Below are 17,187 nucleotides of genomic sequence, written 5' to 3'. Positions count from 1 at the left end.
GCGCAAAAGGCCTTGGGCGCCTTACTGGAACCGGTCTTTCCAGGAACGCAGCGCCGTAAAGATGCTGAGCGGATCGTCGGGGACGCTGGCGTCAAGGGCTTGTACCGCGGCGATGAGCGATGCTTCCCGGACGCGGAGGAAGGGGTTGCTGGCCCGTTCCAGCCCGATGGTGGAGGGGAGGGTGGGCAACCCTGCCAAGCGTTGCCGCTCTGCCCACCGCTGCCGGTCGCGGAGGAGGGGGTGATCGGGTTCGAGATGGCGGGCAAAACGCAGGTTGCTCAGGGTATATTCATGGGCGCAATAGACCTGGGTCGCGTCGGGAAGGGCGGCGAGGCGATCCAGGCTGTGGAGCATTTGCGCGGGGGTGCCTTCAAAGAGACGCCCGCAGCCGGCGGCAAAGAGCGTGTCCCCGCAAAAGAGCTGTTGATCTACCCGAAAAGCGAGGTGATCGCGGGTATGGCCCGGCAGTTCCATGATGGTCACCGGGACTCCGTCAATGGCATACTTGCCTTCCTGAAGGGGATGGGTGAGGGCGGGAATGCGGGTGTTGGCGCCGTATACGGGTATCTTGAACCGCGCGGCAAGGGCGGCGGCGCCGCCGACATGGTCGGCGTGATGATGGGTGCAGAGGATGGCCGTTGGCGGACAGCGGTGCTGTTGAATCCAGGCCAGGACCGGCTCCGCAGTGCCGGGATCGATGATCCAGCAGGCGGTGGCGGCAGTGACGGCATAGATGTAATTGTCGGTGAAGGCGGGAATGAAATGGATGTCCATGGCCTGAACTCGTGCGCTGTCGGAGTCTCCAGAGTAGCATAAGGAGGATCATGGATAATCCTGCGGAGGGGTATGGCTAGGTCGCAGAAGCGGCAGCAGAAAGCGTCGCAATGGTGGGAAACCCATGGCGGCCGTTTGCTCCTGGAGCGTGCCCGTGAACTGTTGCCGCGTTGGCTGACCCGCCTGCAGCCGGAGGCGGTTTTGCAATTGGGGCAACCCGTTTTTTGGGGCTTGCCGCCGGGCATTCATCATTCCTGGGTTTTGCTCAATGATGGTTTTTCCCTGCCGACGGGGGATTATCTTCAGGCCTATGGTCGTTGCGATGCCTTGCCTTTTGCGTCCATGCGTTTTGATCTGGTCATTGTCCCCTTTTGCCTGAGCCGCATCGCAGATCCGCAGCGCACCCTGGCGGAGTGCTGGCGGGTGTTGCGGCCGGAAGGCCATATCCTGATCATGGATTTCAACCCGGGCGGCAGCCTGAACGTGTTGCGCCGCTGGCACCTCTGGCGGCGCGACCGGAGTTGGCCGTGGCGGCGGCCCTTCCTTTCCCTCGGGCAATTGCGCGGGTTGCTGGAGGAGCAGGACTTTACCCTGCGGGAAGGGCGCTATTTCCAATATACCTTGCCCGGACTGAAAGAGAACGCGCAATGGCTGGAGCTGATGGGGGACCGCTGGTGGCCGGCCGGCGCCAACGCCTATCTGCTCCTGGCGCAGCGCCGGGAGGCCGGGCTTCCACCGCCGGAACTCTTGTGGCAGAGCTATCTGCGGCGGCGCCGGCGGCGGGCGCTGGCTTCCGGGGTGCCGGCCACCTTCGCCCGGGATAAGGATCAGGGATGAAGCATGACGGATAAAACGGTGGAGATTTATACCGATGGCGGCTGCCGGGGGAACCCGGGTAGCGGTGCCTGGGCGGCCTTGCTGCGGCAGGGTCCGGCGGAGAAGATCCTGTGGGGTTTTGAGCCCAGCACGACCAACAACCGGATGGAACTGACCGCCGCCCTCATGGGGCTGGAGGCCCTGAAGCGCCCCTTGGCGGTGCGGGTGATCAGCGATTCGCGCTATCTGCAGGATGGCATGATGAAATGGCTGCCCGCATGGCAACGCCGGGGCTGGCGCACGGCGAGCGGCGGCGCGGTGAAGAACCAGGACCTCTGGGAGCGCCTGGCTGCCGCCGCCAATGCCCACCAGGTGCAATGGGAATGGGTACGCGGCCACAATGGGCACGAGGAAAACGAGCAGGTGGATCGCATCCTCAATGCCGTGATGGATCGTTACGCGGGGGCAACGGCGGCGCAGCAAGGGGAGGGCTGGTCATGAGGCAGGTGGTGCTGGATACGGAAACGACCGGGGTGGACTGGAAGCAGGGGCATCGCGTCATCGAGATCGGCGCGGTGGAACTGCTGGATCGCCGGCTGAGCGGCCGCCATTACCAGCAATACCTGAATCCGGAGCGCCCCAGCGATCCCGATGCCATTCGCGTGCATGGCATCACCGACGCCTTTTTGCAGGACAAGCCGCGTTTTGCCGAGGTGGTGGAGGATTTTTTGGCCTTCATCGACGGCGCCGAACTGATCATCCACAACGCGCCCTTTGACATGGGTTTTATCAACCACGAATTGCGCCTGCTCCAGCGCAAGCCCATCGCCCCGCCGGTGCTGGATACCCTGGTGGATGCCCGCCGCCGCCATCCGGGCCAGAAGAATGACTTGAACAGCCTGTGCCGCCGTTACGGCGTGGACAACAGCAGTCGTGAGCTGCACGGCGCCTTGCTGGATTGCGAAATCCTCGCCCAGGTCTACCTGGCCATGACCGGCGGTCAGGTGGATATGGGCCTGGATACGGGCAAGGAAATGCGCGGGGAGGCGGCGCAGACGATGGCTCCGGGGCTAGGCGCTGCGGCGCTGCGCCAATCCCCCTTGCGGGTCATCGCCGCCAGCACTGCCGAGCGTGAGCTCCATCGCCGCTATCTGGCGGGCATGGGCGAAGCGGCCTGCCTATGGCCTCAGGATGGGGGTGATTGAGCGGCGTCATCGGCCGAATCGATCTTTATGCCGGATGCTCGTCGAAGGCGATGCCGCGCTCGATGAGTTCGATGCGATAGCCATCCGGGTCTTCGACAAAGGCGATGACCGTCTGTCCATGCTGCATGGGCCCGGCTTCGCGCACCACGCGACCGCCACGGGCCTTGATGGCGGCGCAGGCCTCCGCCGCATTTTCCACTTCGATGGCGATATGGCCGAAGGCGTTGCCCAATTCGTAGGTGCTTACGCCCCAGTTGTAGGTGAGCTCGATGACGGCGCCTGCGCTCTCATCCTGGTAGCCGACGAAGGCGAGGGTGAATTTTCCTCCCGGATACTCCTTGCGGCGCAGGACCTGCATGCCGAGGACTTCGGTATAAAAGCGGATGGAGCGATCGAGATCGCCAACGCGGAGCATGGTGTGCAGGATACGCATGGTACTCTCCTTTAAGGGGTGAGCAGGTAATCCAGGGCTTCGACGACTTCCAGTTGGTAGCTCTGCTGGGGGGGGATGACGATGGCGTCACCCTCGCGCAACTCCTGGGCACTCTCGCTCCCGCTTTGCCGGTAGTAGGCAAGGCCGGCCAGGACCCGGAGGGTTTCCCCCGCATCGCTCTGCAGGGTGTAGATGCCCGGATGGAGCAAGGCCAGGGTATGCATGCTGCCATCGGCAAGGATGACGCTGCGCTCGCTGCGGCGCCCCTCCAGGGATAGACGGGAACCCTTGCCCAGGGCGGCGACGGGAATGTGGCCGTCCATGCTCATCCCTGGAGGCGCCTTTCGATGCGCAGGCGCAGGGCGTTAAGCTTGATGAAGCCCTCGGCGTCCTTCTGGTTGTAGGCCCCCGCGTCGTCTTCAAAGGTGGCGATGCGGGGATCGAAAAGGGTATTGGCCGATTGGCGGCCCACCACCATGCAAGTGCCCTTGTAGAGCTTGAGGCGAACTACGCCATTGACCAGACGCTGGGTGCCGTCGATGAGGCCCTGCAGGGCGCGCCGTTCCGGACTCCACCAGAAGCCATTGTAGATGATGCTGGCGTAGCGGGGCATGAGTTCGTCCTTGAGGTGGGCCACCTCCCGGTCCAGGGTGATGGACTCCAGGGCGCGATGGGCCTTGAGGAGGATGGTGCCGCCGGGGGTTTCGTAGCAGCCCCGGGATTTCATGCCCACATAGCGGTTTTCCACGATGTCCAGGCGGCCGATGCCGTGTTCCCCGCCAACCGTGTTCAGATGGGCAAGAAGCTGCGCTGCCGGAAGGGCCTCGCCGTCGATGGCGATGGGATCGCCATGGGCGAAGGTGATTTCCAGGTAGCGGGGCTGCTGGGGAGCCTTCTGCGGATCCTGAGTCCAGCGCCACATGCTGGCTTCCGGTTCCGCCCAGGGGTCTTCCAGTATTCCGCCTTCGTAGGAGATATGGAGGAGATTGGCATCCGTGGAATAAGGGGATTTTTGCCCGTGGCGCTCCACCGGAATGCCGTGCCGCTCGGCGTAGGCCAGGAGCTTCTCCCGGGAATTGAGGTCCCATTCCCGCCAGGGGGCGATGACCTTGATGTCCGGATTGAGGGCATAGGCCCCCAGTTCGAAGCGCACCTGATCATTGCCCTTGCCGGTGGCGCCGTGGGCGACGGCATCGGCCCCCACTTCGTCGGCGATTTCCACCATGCGCTTGGCGATGAGCGGCCGGGCGATGGAGGTGCCGAGCAGATACTCGCCTTCATAAATGGCGTTGGCGCGGAACATGGGGAAAACGAAATCGCGCACAAAGTCTTCGCGCAGGTCATCGACGAAGACCTCCCGGGCGCCCAGTTGGGTGGCCTTGGCCCGGGCGGGTTCCAGCTCTTCGCCCTGGCCGATGTCGGCGGTGAAGGTGATGACTTCACATTGATAGGTGTCCTGCAGCCATTTGAGGATGACCGAGGTATCCAGGCCGCCGGAATAGGCGAGGACGACTTTTTTGACCATCTGCTTATCCTCCGTGGGTCGCGGCCACCGGGCCGAGACCGAATAAAAATTCCATGAGCGCCTTTTGGGCATGGAGACGATTTTCCGCTTCCTCCCAGACCAGGGAGCGGGCGCCGTCGATGACTTCGGCGGTGACTTCCTCGCCGCGATGGGCGGGGAGGCAGTGCATGAAGATGGCGTCGGGGGCCGCAGCGGCCATGAGGGCCGCATTGACCTGGAAGGGCCAGAGGGTGGCGTGGCGGGCGGTCGCCTCCTCTTCCTGCCCCATGCTGGTCCAGACATCGGTGACGACGAGGTCGGCGCCCTGCACGGCTTGCCGGGCGTCATGGACGATTTCCACCCGTCCCGCCGCCAGGGCCATGATCTCGGGGGCCGGCAGATAGCCGTCCGGGGTGCCGATGCGCAGGTGAAAATCCAGCAGGGTGGCCGCCTCCATCCAGGAGTGGGCCATGTTGTTGGCGCCATCGCCAAGGAAGGCCACCGTTCTGCCCGCCAGCGTGCCCCAGTGCTCCAGGGCGGTCATCAGGTCGGCGAGGAGCTGGCAGGGATGATGATCGTCGGAGAGGCCATTGATCACGGGTACCCGCGAGCAGGCGGCAAAGCGTTCGAGGTTGCTGTGGGCGAAGGTGCGGATCATGACCATGTCGACCATGCGCGAGAGCACCCGTGCCGTATCCTCGATGGTCTCGCCCCGGCCGAGCTGGGTGTCGCGGGGGGAAAGAAAGAGGGCGTGCCCGCCCAATTGGGTCATGCCCGTTTCGAAGGAAACCCGCGTGCGCGTGGAGGACTTTTCAAAGATCATGGCCAGGGTCCGGCCCGCGCAGGGGGCATAGCGCTCCCCCTGCCGCTGCAGGGCCTTGAGGGCGATGGCGCGGTGCAGCAGGGCGAGGATTTCGTCCTGTCCGAGGTCGTTGAGACGCAAAAAATGGCGCATGCTCATGCCCCTTCCCGGAGCAGGTCCGCGAGCCCTTCCACCAGCAGCTCGATCTCGCTTTCCTGAATGATGAGGGGGGGCAGAAGGCGGATCACCCGCTCGGCCGTGACGTTGATGAGGAGGGCCTTCTCCAGGGCGCGTTCCACCAGACCCTCGGGCTTGTCGCGCAACTCGATGCCGACCATGAGGCCCATGCCGCGAATGTCGACGACCTGGGAATGCCCGGCAAGGCGTTCCCGCAACTTCCGGCGCAGGAGCTTGCCCATGCGTGCGGCATGGGCGGGAATGGCATCGTGCTGCATGGTATCGAGGACGGCCTGGGCGACGGCGCAGACCAGCGGCCCGCCGCCGAAGGTGGTGCCGTGCTTGCCGGGGCTGAATAGGGAGGCGACACGGGCGTTGGCGAGCATGGCGCCGATGGGGACGCCGTTACCCAGGCCCTTGGCCAGGCTCAGGACGTCCGGCAGGAAAGCGGGGATCTGCTGGTAGGCAAAGAACTGCCCGGTGCGGCCGATGCCCGTTTGCACCTCGTCGAGCATCAGCAGGATGTCGGCATCGTTGCAAAGGGCGCGCAGGCCGGCGAGAAAACCCTCGGGGGCAGGGCGCACGCCGCCTTCGCCCTGGATGGGCTCCACCAGAATGGCGCAGAGATCGGGATTGGCCCGCACCAGGGCCCGGGCCGTGGCCAGATCGCCGTAGGGGGCGCGGAGGAAGCCGGGGAGCAGCGGCGCAAAGCCGGCCTGGATCTTGAAGTTGCCCGTGGCCGTGAGGGTGGCCATGGTGCGGCCATGAAAGGCGTTGCTGAAGACCAGGATGCGGGGTTCGGCAATCCCTTTGGCGTGGCCGTGGAGGCGGGCGATCTTGATGGCGGCCTCGTTGGCCTCGGCCCCGCTGTTGCAGAAAAAGGCGCCGTCGAGGCCGCTGATGGCGCAGAGGGTCTCGGCCAGCCGTTCCTGGGCCGGGATGCGATAGAGGTTGGAGGTGTGCAGGAGACGCCCGGCCTGTTCCCGGAGGGCGCGGGTCACCGCCGGGTGGCTGTGGCCAAGGCCGCAGACGGCAATGCCCGCCAAGGCGTCCAGGTAGCGCCGCCCGTCGCTGTCCTGGAGCCACACGCCTTCCCCTTGAACAAAGGCCACCGGCAGCCGGGCATAATTGTGCATCAGCGCCATCAGAGTGCCGCCTCCCCGTGCAGGGCGAAGGCCGCGTGCAGGGTGCGCACGGCCAGCTCCAGATATTTTTCGTCGACCACGACGGAGATCTTGATCTCGGAGGTGGAGATCATTTGGATATTGATGTTTTCCTGGGCCAGGGAGGCGAACATGGTGGCGGCGATGCCGGCATGGGAGCGCATGCCGACGCCGACCACGGAAACCTTGACGATGTGTTCGTCGCCCTGCACCGCATCGGCGCCGAGCCCCCGGGCGATGTCGCGCACGATGTCCATGGCCTTGGCAAAATCGCTGCGCTCCACGGTGAAGGTGAAATCCGTCTTGCCCGCCTCGGAAACATTCTGGATGATCACGTCCACATTGATGTGGGCCGCCGAGACGGGGCCGAGAATGGCGTGGGCGATGCCGGGGCGGTCGGGCACGCCGAGCACGGTGATCTTGGCTTCGTTACGGGAAAAGGCAATGCCGGAGACACGCGGAGCTTCCACAGAATTTTCCTCATTGGTGACCAGGGTGCCGGGGCCGTCCGTGAAGGAGGACAGGACGCGCACGGGCACGTTGTATTTCATGGCGAATTCGACGGACCTGGTCTGCAGGACCTTGGCGCCGAGACTGGCCATTTCGAGCATTTCTTCAAAGGTGATGCGGTCCAGCCGCCGTGCCCGGGATTCCACCCGGGGGTCGGTGGTGTAGATCCCGTCCACGTCGGTATAAATGGCGCACTCGTCGGCGTGCAGGGCGGCCGCCAGGGCGACGGCGGTGGTGTCCGAGCCGCCGCGCCCGAGGGTGGTGATATTGCCTTCGGGATCAACGCCCTGGAAGCCGGCGACGACGACGATCTTGCCGGCATCCAGGGCGGCGCGGATGCGTTCGCTGGCAATATGCTGGATGCGGGCCTTGGTATGGGCCGTATCGGTGAGGATGGGCACCTGCCCGCCGGTGTAGGAAACGGCCTTCTGGCCCAAGCCCTCCAGCGCCATGGCGAGCAGCGCGATGGTGACCTGCTCGCCGGTGGCGAGCAGGGTATCCATCTCCCGTTCCGCAGGCTTGGGACTGACCGCGCGCCCCAGGTGGAGCAGACGGTCGGTCTCGCCGGACATGGCCGAGACCACGACGACGACCTGGTGGCCTTCCTGCCGGGTGCGGATGGCGCGCTTCGCCACTTCGCGAATGCGCTCGACGCTGCCTACGGAGGTGCCTCCGAATTTTTGTACGATCAGTGCCATTGGTTTTATTTTGTCAAAATGAAGGACTAATTAAATCATAAAGCGCCGGTCATGGGTATGCGTGGCCGGATGGCGCGAGGGCGGGTGCCGACGATGGGGTGCCATGACCTCCCGGGCCGGCAGGGCCTTTGCGGCAGCCATGAACGGCTTTGTCGCCGCGCACCAGGGGGGCGGGATGACGCCCTTGGCCCCCGTGTGGCTTGCCCCATGGCGCGCGGAGCCGGTTCAGTTGACGGTGGGGCTGCCGTTGCCGCTCTTTTTGCGGCCGTCCAGGAAGGCATAAATGGGACAGTAGCCAAAGATCCCCGTGGCGATGAGGAGATAGCCGGACAGCGTCCATTCCCAGAATGGCCAGGGGTACCAGAGCAGAACGGCGGCGATCATGGCACCAAAGTAAATCCGCAGCCAGCGCTCTACGGGCATCATGTTTTTTTGCAGTTTCATGGGTGCATCCTTTTTCGCAAATGGGACCCGGTCATCGGAAAAGATACGCCCCAAGTCTGGCCGGGGCAAGGCTTGGGCTGTCTCCTGAGATGGTTCAGAGGGCCTCGTTGGCGAAGTCGGCCAAGCGGGAACGTTCGCCACGGCGCAGGGTGATGTGGCCGCTATGGCCCCAGTCCTTGAAGCGATCGACGACATAGGTGAGGCCCGAGGTGGTTTCGGTGAGGTAGGGGGTATCAATCTGGGCGATGTTGCCCAGGCAGACGATTTTGGTGCCCGGCCCGGCGCGGGTAATGAGGGTTTTCATTTCCTTGGGGGTGAGGTTTTGCGCCTCGTCAATGATGACGAACTTTTCCAGGAAGGTGCGCCCGCGCATGAAGCTCATGGATTTGACGCGGATGCGTTTGCTCATCAGGTCCTGGGTGGCGCCGCGGCCCCAGGAGCCGCCTTCGTCGCTGCCGCGGGCAAGGATTTCGAGGTTGTCCTCCAGGGCGCCCATCCAGGGAAGCATTTTTTCTTCTTCGGTGCCGGGGAGGAAGCCGATCTCGTCCCCGACGGGGACCGTCGCGCGGGTGATGATGACCTCCGCGTAGCGCTTCTCGTCGAGGATCTGATGCAGCGCCGCAGCCAGGGTTAGCAGCGTCTTGCCGGTGCCGGCATGGCCGAGGAGGGTGACGAAGTCGATGTCCGGGTCCATGAGCAGGTTCAGGGCGAAGTTCTGTTCCCGGTTGCGCGCTTGAATGCCCCATACGGCGTGGCGTTCGCTGCGGTAATCGGTGACCCGCTCGATGATGCAGTGATCCGGGTGGATGCTGCGCACGATGGCGGCGAACTCCTCTCCCGCCCCCTCCGGACTCAGGGTGATGAACTGATTGGGATGCCAGTGGCGGGTAGCGGGGCCGCTGATTTTATAAAAGCTGCGGCCGCTTTCCTGCCAGGCATCCAGGTCCCGGCTGTGGCTCTGCCAGAAGTCGGCGTCCAGGACCTCCAGGCCGGTATAAAGGAGGTCGGCGTCCTCCAGCGCCCGGTCGCTATGGTAGTCCTCGACGCGCACGCCGAGGGTACGCCCCTTGATGCGCAGATTGATGTCTTTGCTGACGAGGATGATCTGCCATTCGGGATGGCGTTTTTGCAGCTCCAGGGTGACGGCGAGTATTTCGTTGTCGGCCTTGCCTCCGGGCAGATCCGCCGGAAGGACCTGGGAATGGGCGATGGTCTGGAAATAGAGGCGGCCCTGGGCATAGGGCAACGGCAGCCCTGCGTCCAGGTCGTCGCCGTCATGGAGCATCTCATCCAGATAGCGGCTGACCTGGCGAACATTGCGCGCTTGCTCGGTGACGCCCTTCTTGTGTTGATCCAGCTCCTCCAGGACGATCATGGGCAGGAGGATATTGTGCTCCTGGAAGCGGAACAGGGCCGCCGGATCGTGCATGAGGACGTTGGTGTCCAGGATGTAGAGGCGGGGTTTTTCGGATTCTCCCAGGATTGGGGCGTGGGCAGTCATGGTCAGGGTATCTGCTGGACGATCTTGAGCAGTTCCGCGGCGTGGCCGGCGGCCTTGACCTTGCGTTCGCTGTGGGCGATGCGGCCAGCGCGGTCCATCACGAAGGTGCTGCGCTCAATGCCGATGCTCTTTTTGCCGTACATGTTTTTTTCCTTGAGTACGCCGTAGGCGCGGCAGACCGCTTCGTCGCTGTCGGAAAGCAGGGGGAAGGGAAAGTGATACTTGGCGGCGAATCGTTCATGGGCTGCGAGGCTGTCCCGGGATAGGCCCAGGATTTCCGTGTCGGCGGCCTGGAACTGCGGATAAAGCGCGGTGAACTCCTGGCCTTCGGTGGTGCATCCCGGCGTGTCGTCCTTGGGGTAAAAATACAGAATGACCTTTTTGCCGCGCAGATCCGCCAGGGCGATCTGCCGCCCGTCATGGGCCGGAAGGCGGAAGTCGGGAGCGGGATGGCCAGGGATGACGAGGTCTTCGGACATGGTGAACTCCTGTGGATGCTTCTTCCAGAATCTAGCGCGCCGGCTAGGCCACTGTCCAGCCACGGAGAGGGAACGCGCGGGGCGAAATTTGGGCTACACTGGGAACATGGGGGAGTGGGTTCGGGAATCCGCGGGCGTCAGTTCCGTTTGCTGTGGCGGGCGGATTTGCGCCGGCCAAGGCTCTCTTGCAGTCACCGATGAACGGCATCCTATGGGGAGACAAGATGGCAACGGATCTGAAGGGCTTGAAGGCGGCTTGTGGGCAGAGCATCTGGGTGGACAACCTCTCGCGGACCTTGATTCGGGATGGCATCCTGCGCCGCTACATAGAGGAGGATGGGGTAAGCGGGGTGACCTCCAATCCGAGCATTTTTCAGAAGGCGATCCATGGCAGTCCCTATTATCAGGAGGAATTGCGGCGGCCGGCCGCGTCCGCGGAGCGGCTTTATGAGTCCCTGGTGGTGGAGGACCTCCGCGAGGCCTGCGACCTCCTGCATCCGACATTCCTGGCCAGCGGTGGCGACGATGGCCTGGTAAGCTGGGAGGAGGCGCCGCGCCTGGGCGACGATGCCGAGGCGAGCATCGCCGAGGCGGAGCGCTTGCGCTCCCTGGTGCAGCGCGAGAATCTGCTCATCAAGGTGCCGGCGACCCCGGCCGGTATCCGCGCCTTTGAGGCCCTCATCGCCCGGGGGATCTCCATCAATGTGACCCTGATGTTCAGCCTGGGGCATGTGCGGGCCGTTTTCGCCGCGTATCAGCGGGGGTTGAGCCAGCATATCGCGTCCGGCGGCGATCCGCGGCGGGTCAAGGCGGTGGCCAGCCTGTTCCTGTCGCGGGTGGATACCCTGGTGGATCAGCGGCTCACGGCCATCGGCAGTGAGGAGGCCCTGGGTCTGCGGGGCAAGGCGGCGGTGGCCATGGCCAAATCGGCCTATGCCGTCTACCAGGAGACCTTCCATGGCCAAGGCTTCGCCGGACTGCGTCAGGCCGGGGGGCGGCCGCAATACCTGCTGTGGGCGAGCACCAGCACCAAGAATCCGGCCTATGACGATCTGCTCTATGTGCAGCCCCTCATTGGTCCGGAGACCATCAATACCATGCCCGAGGCGACCCTGAAGCTCTTTCGTGAGCATGGCCGCCTGCAGTCCACCCTGGGCGATGGCCTGGCCGAAGCCCGGGCCACCATGACGCGTTTACAGGCGCTGGGGATCGATATGGACGGAGAGATCGCCGCAACCCTGCAACGGGAGGGTTTACAGCTCTTTGCCGACAGTTTCGAGGAGATGCTGGCGGAGGTGCGGCGGGCGAGCGCCTGATGCCTTGCTTCCGTAAGAATGGCAGTTGGCGGATGCAGATTCAATCCGGCGTGCGGCGCTGTCGCGGCACGCCGTTGCTTCAGAAGCCGACGTTGCGAAAGCCGGCATCGACATAGATGATCTCGCCGGTGATGCCCGATGCCAGATCCGAACAGAGGAAGGCGGCGGTGTTGCCCACCTCTTCCTGGGTGACATTGCGCCGCAGGGGGGCGTGGGCCTCATAGTGGTCCAGAATCTTGCGGAAATCGCCGATCCCACTGGCGGCGAGGGTGCGGATGGGCCCTGCGGAAACGGCGTTGACCCGGATGCCTTCCGGGCCCATGGCGTAGGCGAGGTAGCGCACGCTGGCTTCCAGACTGGCCTTGGCCAAGCCCATGACGTTGTAATTGCTCATGGCGCGCTCGGCGCCCAGATAGGTCAGGGCCAGCAAGGCGCCATGGCGGCCCTGCAGCAGCGGGTGGAGGGCCTTGGCCAAGGCGGTGAAGCTGTAGCTGGACACTTCATGGGCGATGCGAAAACCTTCGCGGGTGGTGGCATCCAGATAAGAGCCGGCGAGCTCGTTCTTGGGCGCAAAGGCGGCTCCGTGGATGCCGATATCCACGCCGCCCCAGGTCTGGCCGATCTCCGCCATGACCTCGTTCAACTGTCCGTCATTTTGCAGATCCAGTTCCAGCGGCCGAGGTCCGTTGATCTCTGCGGCGAGGTCTTCGACGCGGCCGCGCGTGCGTTCGCCCTGATAGGTGAGCCATATCTCGGCTCCCTGGCGGTGCATGGCCTGGGCGATGCCCCAGCAAATGGAGCGATCATTGGCGACGCCGACGACCAGGGCTTTTTTGTTTTGCAGGAATCCCATGGGTTACCTCTTCATGACGGAATCATGGCATCCACCCTCAGTGGGGGCCATAGATGGTGAGCCGTGCGCCGGGCTGGAGATCCGCCGCCGAGGCCAGACGGTTCCATTGGATCACGGATTTGGGGGTGACGTGGTAGCGTTGCGCAATCTGCCAGAGGGTGTCGCCGGGGCGTACCACATAGGTGGTGCTGCGCCCTGCCGAAGCGGCGTGTTCTTCGCGGGCCGAGATGGCGGCTACGGCGGTGGTCCGCGGGATGCGTAGGGTTTGGCCGGGATGCAGTACGCTCTTTTCGGTGAGGTGGTTGGCGCGGGCGAGGGCGTTCACGCCGACGCCAGCGCGCTGGGCGATCTGCCAGAGGCTTTCGCCTGGGCGCACCCGAAGTTTCTGGGCGCCGCGGGCGGCCGTGTATACCGGCACGGCCCTTTCTCCACCGTGGATGCTGAGGCTTTGCCCCACTTGCAGATCGCGCGCCGAGCCAATGTGATTCCAGCGCTTGAGTTCGGCCACGCTGACGCCCGCGCGCTGGGCGACCTGGGAGAGGGTTTCCCCGGGACGCACGGTGAGGGTGTCGTTGTTGCGGGCATATACGGCCGGCGTGGCAGCGCCCCTGGCGTAGATCCTGAGCGTCTCCCCGGCGCGCAGATCACGCGCCGAGCGAATATGGTTCCAGCGCTTGAGCTCGGCCACCGTCACGCCGGTACGCCGGGCGAGTTGCCAGAGGGTTTCGCCACGGCGGAGGGCGACGCTGCGCAGGGTCGGCTGCGGCGTAGCGGCTGCTACGGCGGGGGCGGCCGTGGCGGAAGATGGCAAGGTCAGCAGGGCGGATTGCAGGGTGTCGGCCTTTTCTGTGGGCACGACGAGCTGATAATCGGCGGGGGCTACCCCATAGCGCAGGCCGGCGTTGAGGTGCTGGAGTTCGGCCACGGGCATGTCCATGAGCCGGGCAGCCACGTTGAGATCCACGGATTTGGGCGTGGTGATGACGGCGATATGGGGTTGATCGGGGATGTCGGGAAGGGCAACGTGATAGGCGTTGGCGTTGCGCAATACCTGCGCCAGGGCGAGCAGTTCGGCGACGTAGTTTTCCGTTTCCTGGGGAAGGTTGAGATCCCAGAAATCGGTGGGCTTGCCGGCGGCGAGATTTTGCGCGATGGCGGTGGAAACCGTGCCTTGTCCGGCATTGTAGGCGGCGATGGCGAGGAGCCAGTTGCCTCCGAAATAGTTGTAAAGATAGGAGAGATAATCCAGGGCGGCCCCGGTGGAGGCGGTGAGGCTCAGGCGCGGATCTCCCCAGCGGGTGTTTTGCAGGCCAAAATTGCGGGCGGTGCCGGGCACGAATTGCCAGAGGCCGGCGGCGCTGGCGGGGGAGTAGGCTTTCGGATTGTAGCCGCTTTCGATGGCAGGGAGGAGGGCCAGTTCCATGGGCAGCCCGCGATCCGCTACGGAATTGACCACATAGTAGAGAAAGGGACGGGCGTTGCCGAGGATTTGATCCAGTTTCCCCTGATGTTGCAGAAACCAGGTGCGCCATTTGTCGACCTCGACGCGGGAGACGTCGCTGAGGCGCAGGCCGTTGTCGATGCGCTGCCAGACATTGCCGGGCTGGGCGGCCGCGACCGCCGGATCAGCGCCAAAAGCCCCGTTGTCGAGGTACTGTTGGAGCGTGGCGGAAAGGCTGCTGCTGTCCTGCAGGCCTATGGCATGATTGCTGGTATCCGCCCAGGCCATAGGATTGCCGCCCAGTGCAGCGAGGGTCGCCAGGGCGATGAACTGTTTTTTCATGAGGCCTCCTTGTTTCTGCGAGCTCGGCCGGGTGGGCAAAGGCGCTCGCCTATCTGTTGCTGTAATACAACTATCTGATTATAAACAGGCGCTTGTGTCCTTATGCAAAATACCTGATGGGCGATAGTAGGAAAGTTTTGCCTATCCCGTCAAACGATGATGGACATACCCCCCGGTCGCGGAGATTGCTATCATGCCGTTTTCGACCCATTGCAAGGACCATTCCATGTCGGTACGCACGCGCTTCGCCCCCAGTCCCACCGGTTATCTCCACATCGGCGGGGTGCGTACGGCCCTCTATTCCTGGTTGCACGCGCGCCAGCATCAAGGCCGCTTCGTGCTGCGCATCGAGGATACGGATGTGGAGCGGTCCACGCCCGAAGCCACCGCGGCCATTCTGGAGGGGATGGCGTGGCTGGGTCTCGACTGGGACGAAGGCCCCTTCTACCAGATGCAGCGCATGGATCGTTATCGGGCCGTACTGGCCGAGATGCTGGCGGCGGGATCGGCCTATCATTGCTATTGCAGCAGGGAGGAAGTGGAGGCCATGCGCGAATTGCAGCGGGCCAAGGGCGAGAAGCCGCGCTATGACGGCCGCTGCCGCACCCGCCGGTCGCCGCGGGCCGATGTGGCGCCGGTGATCCGTTTCCGCAGCCCCGATAGCGGCGAGACGGTGGTGGAGGACCTGATCCATGGGACCGTGCGCTTTCAAAATAGCGAGCTGGATGATCTGATCATCGCCCGCTCCGATGGCACACCCACCTATAATTTTTGCGTGGTGGTGGACGACTGGGACATGCGGATCACCCATGTGATTCGCGGTGACGATCATCTCAACAACACGCCGCGGCAGATTCAGATCCTCCAGGCCCTGGGCGCAACGCCGCCCATCTACGCCCATGTGCCGATGATCCTCGGGCCGGACAAGCAAAAACTGTCCAAGCGCCATGGGGCGGTGAGCGTGCTGCAATACCGGGAAATGGGCTATTTGCCCGAGGCGCTGCTCAATTTCCTGGTGCGTCTGGGCTGGGCCCATGGCGATCAGGAGGTTTTTACGCGGGAAGAGATGATTGCGCTCTTCCATATCGAGGAGGTCAACAAGGCCGCTTCCGCTTTCAATCCGGAAAAGTTGCTTTGGCTCAACGCCCAGCATCTGCAGCGCCTGCCGGCGGCGGATCTGGCCCAGCGCCTGGCTCCTTATCTCGCCGCCCAAGGGGTTGATGCGGCAGCCTGCGCGCAGGGTCCGCAACTGGCGGCGGTGGCGGATCTCTTGCGGGAGCGGGCCAAGACCCTGGTGGAAATGGCCGAGGCCGCGGTGTTTTTTTACCGGGCGCCGCCGCAATGGGAGGCCAAGGATGCAGAAAAGCACCTGCGCCATCAGGGGCCGCTGTTGTCCGAACTGCATGGGGCGCTGGCGGCCACGGAGCCCTGGGAAGCAGCGGCCATCCATGGCGCCATCCAGGATCTGGCGAGCCGTTATGAAGGGAAAATGGGCAGGGTGGCCCAACCCTTGCGGGTGGCCGTCGCCGGCAAGGCCGTGTCGCCGCCCATTGACCTGACCCTGGCGCTATTGGGGCGGGAAGAAACCTTGTCCCGTCTGGAACGCGCCCGCCAGTGGGCCGAAAGCCAGGGTTAAGGGAGGGCTGAGGACCGTCCCGCGGCTGCCGGGTTCCTGATGATGTCCCGGGGTGGCTCGCGGCTTGCGGCGCGATTGCGCCAGTAGTCGGCCTGACGGCGGTCCTTGGCCTCGCCCAGCAGCCCGTTCGCGTAGACATCCGCCAGGGCGCGCATGGCCATGCGGTTGCCGTTGGCAGCGGCCTGATGAAACCAGTAGAGGGCTTTTCGATTGTCCTGGAGAACGCCCCAAGCCCCGGATTCGTAACGCAAGGCCAACTGGTACTGGGCTTCGCTGTCGCCCTGCCGGGCGCGGGCCTCCAGTTCCGGGCCGCTCTGGCGATAGCCCTGCAGGGCGTCCTCGCCCATCTGGACAAAAAAATCCAGGAAACGGATGGCTTCTCCTTCTCCCTGAGCGGCTGCGCGGGCCAGCCAGTCGTGACTCTTTTCCACGTCCCTGGGCACGCCATACCCTTCGTGATACATCTTGCCCAGCAGGGTCTGGGCAGGGGCATTGCCGGCCTCGGCCGCCCGCCGCAACCAGTATTCGGCGCGCTTGGGATCGGTTTTTACCCCTTCTCCCGTCAGGTAGGCTTGACCCAGGTGGTAGGCCGCTTGGGGTTGTCCTTGCTCGGCGGCTTTTTGCCACCACCGGGCCGCTTCCCGGGCGTCCTTGGGGAGACCGGTCAGGCCGCCGGCGTACCAGTCGCCGAGCATGAGCTGGGCATAGGGCTGTCCTTCCCGTGCCGCCCGCTGCATCCACTGGCGCGCCTTGACGGGATTTTGCGGCACGCCACGGCCCTCGGAATAGATCAGGGCGAGCAGGAGTTCAGCCCCTTGATTGCCCCGTCGCGCGGCATTCTGGATGGCCGTGATTTCCGTTGGCGATTCGGCCCAGGCCATGGCCGGGAGCGCCAGGCTCAGGCCGAGGAGGAGGGTGCTTATCCTCATGACGGTTTCCCGCCGGGCGCCGGCAGGGTCTGGCATTCATGAAAGATACGCTGCCGGCAGGCCATGCAGATGTCCCGATCCAGCACGGAGAAGACATGGCGAATGACTTCGTCGCGCGTTTCGAAGACATGGTCGGGGCCGATCTCCTCCAGGAAGCCGCCGCC

The 17,187-nt window shown here is 64.3% G+C and carries 18 protein-coding genes; 5 read left to right on the top strand and 13 right to left on the bottom strand.

Annotated features, from left to right (window positions below):
• Positions 1-21 precede the first annotated feature (21 nt).
• Entirely contained in the window at positions 22-774 is a 753-nt protein-coding gene (gloB, locus tag ACP5MM_RS05375) for a hydroxyacylglutathione hydrolase (protein WP_427934229.1), read from the bottom strand.
• Between the two features lie 72 nt (positions 775-846).
• Here gloB and ACP5MM_RS05370 point away from each other — a divergent pair, with 72 nt between their 5' ends.
• From ACP5MM_RS05370 to dnaQ, 3 genes are read left to right on the top strand one after another with little or no spacing between them, the layout of a single operon-like run.
• Positions 847-1,611: a class I SAM-dependent methyltransferase gene (locus tag ACP5MM_RS05370; RefSeq protein ID WP_427931437.1), complete on the top strand. Its 765-nt coding sequence runs from the start codon at positions 847-849 to the stop codon at positions 1,609-1,611.
• Positions 1,612-1,614: 3 nt separating this feature from the next.
• Positions 1,615-2,091, top strand: a complete 477-nt coding sequence (gene rnhA, locus ACP5MM_RS05365) for a ribonuclease HI (protein WP_427934228.1) — start codon at positions 1,615-1,617, stop codon at positions 2,089-2,091.
• Positions 2,088-2,795, top strand: a complete 708-nt coding sequence (gene dnaQ / locus ACP5MM_RS05360; protein ID WP_427934227.1) for a DNA polymerase III subunit epsilon — start codon at positions 2,088-2,090, stop codon at positions 2,793-2,795. The genes rnhA and dnaQ overlap by 4 nt, the downstream gene beginning before the upstream one ends.
• A gap of 25 nt (positions 2,796-2,820) precedes the next feature.
• On the opposite strand, the gene gloA is transcribed toward dnaQ, so the two are convergent.
• From gloA to ACP5MM_RS05315, 9 genes are all read right to left on the bottom strand, one after another.
• Complete coding sequence (gloA, locus tag ACP5MM_RS05355) at positions 2,821-3,228, bottom strand: lactoylglutathione lyase (protein WP_427931432.1); 408 nt, start codon at positions 3,226-3,228, stop codon at positions 2,821-2,823.
• An 11-nt stretch (positions 3,229-3,239) separates the two neighbouring features.
• On the bottom strand, positions 3,240-3,551 hold the full coding sequence (locus ACP5MM_RS05350) for a pyrimidine/purine nucleoside phosphorylase (protein WP_427934226.1): 312 nt from the start codon (positions 3,549-3,551) through the stop codon (positions 3,240-3,242).
• A gap of 2 nt (positions 3,552-3,553) precedes the next feature.
• Positions 3,554-4,753 (bottom strand): argininosuccinate synthase, encoded by a 1,200-nt coding sequence (locus tag ACP5MM_RS05345; protein WP_427931429.1) that lies wholly within the window; start codon positions 4,751-4,753, stop codon positions 3,554-3,556.
• A 4-nt stretch (positions 4,754-4,757) separates the two neighbouring features.
• Positions 4,758-5,693: an ornithine carbamoyltransferase gene (gene argF / locus ACP5MM_RS05340; protein WP_427931427.1), complete on the bottom strand. Its 936-nt coding sequence runs from the start codon at positions 5,691-5,693 to the stop codon at positions 4,758-4,760.
• Complete coding sequence (locus tag ACP5MM_RS05335) at positions 5,690-6,856, bottom strand: aspartate aminotransferase family protein (protein ID WP_427931425.1); 1,167 nt, start codon at positions 6,854-6,856, stop codon at positions 5,690-5,692. The genes argF and ACP5MM_RS05335 overlap by 4 nt, the downstream gene beginning before the upstream one ends.
• Positions 6,856-8,082 carry an aspartate kinase gene (locus ACP5MM_RS05330; RefSeq protein ID WP_427934225.1) on the bottom strand — a complete coding sequence of 409 codons (1,227 nt, stop codon included), beginning with the start codon at positions 8,080-8,082 and terminating at the stop codon, positions 6,856-6,858. The genes ACP5MM_RS05335 and ACP5MM_RS05330 overlap by 1 nt, the downstream gene beginning before the upstream one ends.
• A gap of 225 nt (positions 8,083-8,307) precedes the next feature.
• Positions 8,308-8,526, bottom strand: coding sequence for a YgaP family membrane protein (locus ACP5MM_RS05325; RefSeq protein WP_427931421.1), 219 nt, complete (start codon positions 8,524-8,526; stop codon positions 8,308-8,310).
• A gap of 94 nt (positions 8,527-8,620) precedes the next feature.
• A complete protein-coding gene (locus ACP5MM_RS05320; protein ID WP_427934224.1) occupies positions 8,621-10,027 on the bottom strand; it encodes a PhoH family protein in 1,407 nt (468 codons plus the stop codon).
• Positions 10,028-10,029: 2 nt separating this feature from the next.
• A complete protein-coding gene (locus ACP5MM_RS05315) occupies positions 10,030-10,506 on the bottom strand; it encodes a peroxiredoxin (protein WP_123103617.1) in 477 nt (158 codons plus the stop codon).
• A 224-nt stretch (positions 10,507-10,730) separates the two neighbouring features.
• Between ACP5MM_RS05315 and tal the strand changes: the two genes are divergently transcribed.
• Positions 10,731-11,822: a transaldolase gene (tal, locus tag ACP5MM_RS05310; protein WP_427931417.1), complete on the top strand. Its 1,092-nt coding sequence runs from the start codon at positions 10,731-10,733 to the stop codon at positions 11,820-11,822.
• Positions 11,823-11,901: 79 nt separating this feature from the next.
• On the opposite strand, the gene ACP5MM_RS05305 is transcribed toward tal, so the two are convergent.
• Together ACP5MM_RS05305 and ACP5MM_RS05300 are read right to left on the bottom strand one after the other, a co-directional pair.
• Positions 11,902-12,675 carry an enoyl-ACP reductase FabI gene (locus ACP5MM_RS05305; protein WP_427931416.1) on the bottom strand — a complete coding sequence of 258 codons (774 nt, stop codon included), beginning with the start codon at positions 12,673-12,675 and terminating at the stop codon, positions 11,902-11,904.
• A 37-nt stretch (positions 12,676-12,712) separates the two neighbouring features.
• Positions 12,713-14,458, bottom strand: coding sequence for a LysM peptidoglycan-binding domain-containing protein (locus tag ACP5MM_RS05300; RefSeq protein WP_427931414.1), 1,746 nt, complete (start codon positions 14,456-14,458; stop codon positions 12,713-12,715).
• Between the two features lie 226 nt (positions 14,459-14,684).
• On the opposite strand from ACP5MM_RS05300, the gene gltX reads away from it, so the two are divergent.
• The gene (gene gltX, locus ACP5MM_RS05295; protein ID WP_427931412.1) at positions 14,685-16,094 is read left to right on the top strand and encodes a glutamate--tRNA ligase; all 1,410 of its coding nucleotides are present in this window, start codon (positions 14,685-14,687) and stop codon (positions 16,092-16,094) included.
• Here the strand turns inward: gltX and ACP5MM_RS05290 are convergent.
• Complete coding sequence (locus tag ACP5MM_RS05290) at positions 16,091-17,023, bottom strand: tetratricopeptide repeat protein (RefSeq protein ID WP_427934223.1); 933 nt, start codon at positions 17,021-17,023, stop codon at positions 16,091-16,093. The two genes, gltX and ACP5MM_RS05290, sit on opposite strands and share 4 nt — an antisense overlap.
• Positions 17,024-17,187: the final 164 nt, after the last annotated feature.

This window comes from Acidithiobacillus sp., from assembly GCF_049965315.1.
Taxonomy (GTDB): domain Bacteria; phylum Pseudomonadota; class Gammaproteobacteria; order Acidithiobacillales; family Acidithiobacillaceae; genus Acidithiobacillus_B.
Note: the sequence above shows the minus strand (reverse complement) of the source record. Positions and strands in the feature narration are given on the sequence as shown.

Excerpts from the sequence above, each read along its gene's own strand:
- ACP5MM_RS05350 (WP_427934226.1), bottom strand. The coding sequence starts at position 3,551 with ATGGACGGCCACATTCCCGTCGCCGCCCTGGGCAAGGGTTCCCGTCTA.
- ACP5MM_RS05335 (WP_427931425.1), bottom strand. The coding sequence starts at position 6,856 with ATGGCGCTGATGCACAATTATGCCCGGCTGCCGGTGGCCTTTGTTCAA.
- ACP5MM_RS05345 (WP_427931429.1), bottom strand. The coding sequence starts at position 4,753 with ATGGTCAAAAAAGTCGTCCTCGCCTATTCCGGCGGCCTGGATACCTCG.
- ACP5MM_RS05315 (WP_123103617.1), bottom strand. The coding sequence starts at position 10,506 with ATGTCCGAAGACCTCGTCATCCCTGGCCATCCCGCTCCCGACTTCCGC.
- rnhA (WP_427934228.1), top strand. The coding sequence starts at position 1,615 with ATGACGGATAAAACGGTGGAGATTTATACCGATGGCGGCTGCCGGGGG.
- ACP5MM_RS05305 (WP_427931416.1), bottom strand. The coding sequence starts at position 12,675 with ATGGGATTCCTGCAAAACAAAAAAGCCCTGGTCGTCGGCGTCGCCAAT.
- gloA (WP_427931432.1), bottom strand. The coding sequence starts at position 3,228 with ATGCGTATCCTGCACACCATGCTCCGCGTTGGCGATCTCGATCGCTCC.
- argF (WP_427931427.1), bottom strand. The coding sequence starts at position 5,693 with ATGAGCATGCGCCATTTTTTGCGTCTCAACGACCTCGGACAGGACGAA.
- gltX (WP_427931412.1), top strand. The coding sequence starts at position 14,685 with ATGTCGGTACGCACGCGCTTCGCCCCCAGTCCCACCGGTTATCTCCAC.
- tal (WP_427931417.1), top strand. The coding sequence starts at position 10,731 with ATGGCAACGGATCTGAAGGGCTTGAAGGCGGCTTGTGGGCAGAGCATC.
- ACP5MM_RS05320 (WP_427934224.1), bottom strand. The coding sequence starts at position 10,027 with ATGACTGCCCACGCCCCAATCCTGGGAGAATCCGAAAAACCCCGCCTC.
- ACP5MM_RS05370 (WP_427931437.1), top strand. The coding sequence starts at position 847 with ATGGCTAGGTCGCAGAAGCGGCAGCAGAAAGCGTCGCAATGGTGGGAA.
- dnaQ (WP_427934227.1), top strand. The coding sequence starts at position 2,088 with ATGAGGCAGGTGGTGCTGGATACGGAAACGACCGGGGTGGACTGGAAG.
- ACP5MM_RS05290 (WP_427934223.1), bottom strand. The coding sequence starts at position 17,023 with ATGAGGATAAGCACCCTCCTCCTCGGCCTGAGCCTGGCGCTCCCGGCC.
- ACP5MM_RS05300 (WP_427931414.1), bottom strand. The coding sequence starts at position 14,458 with ATGAAAAAACAGTTCATCGCCCTGGCGACCCTCGCTGCACTGGGCGGC.
- gloB (WP_427934229.1), bottom strand. The coding sequence starts at position 774 with ATGGACATCCATTTCATTCCCGCCTTCACCGACAATTACATCTATGCC.
- ACP5MM_RS05325 (WP_427931421.1), bottom strand. The coding sequence starts at position 8,526 with ATGAAACTGCAAAAAAACATGATGCCCGTAGAGCGCTGGCTGCGGATT.
- ACP5MM_RS05330 (WP_427934225.1), bottom strand. The coding sequence starts at position 8,082 with ATGGCACTGATCGTACAAAAATTCGGAGGCACCTCCGTAGGCAGCGTC.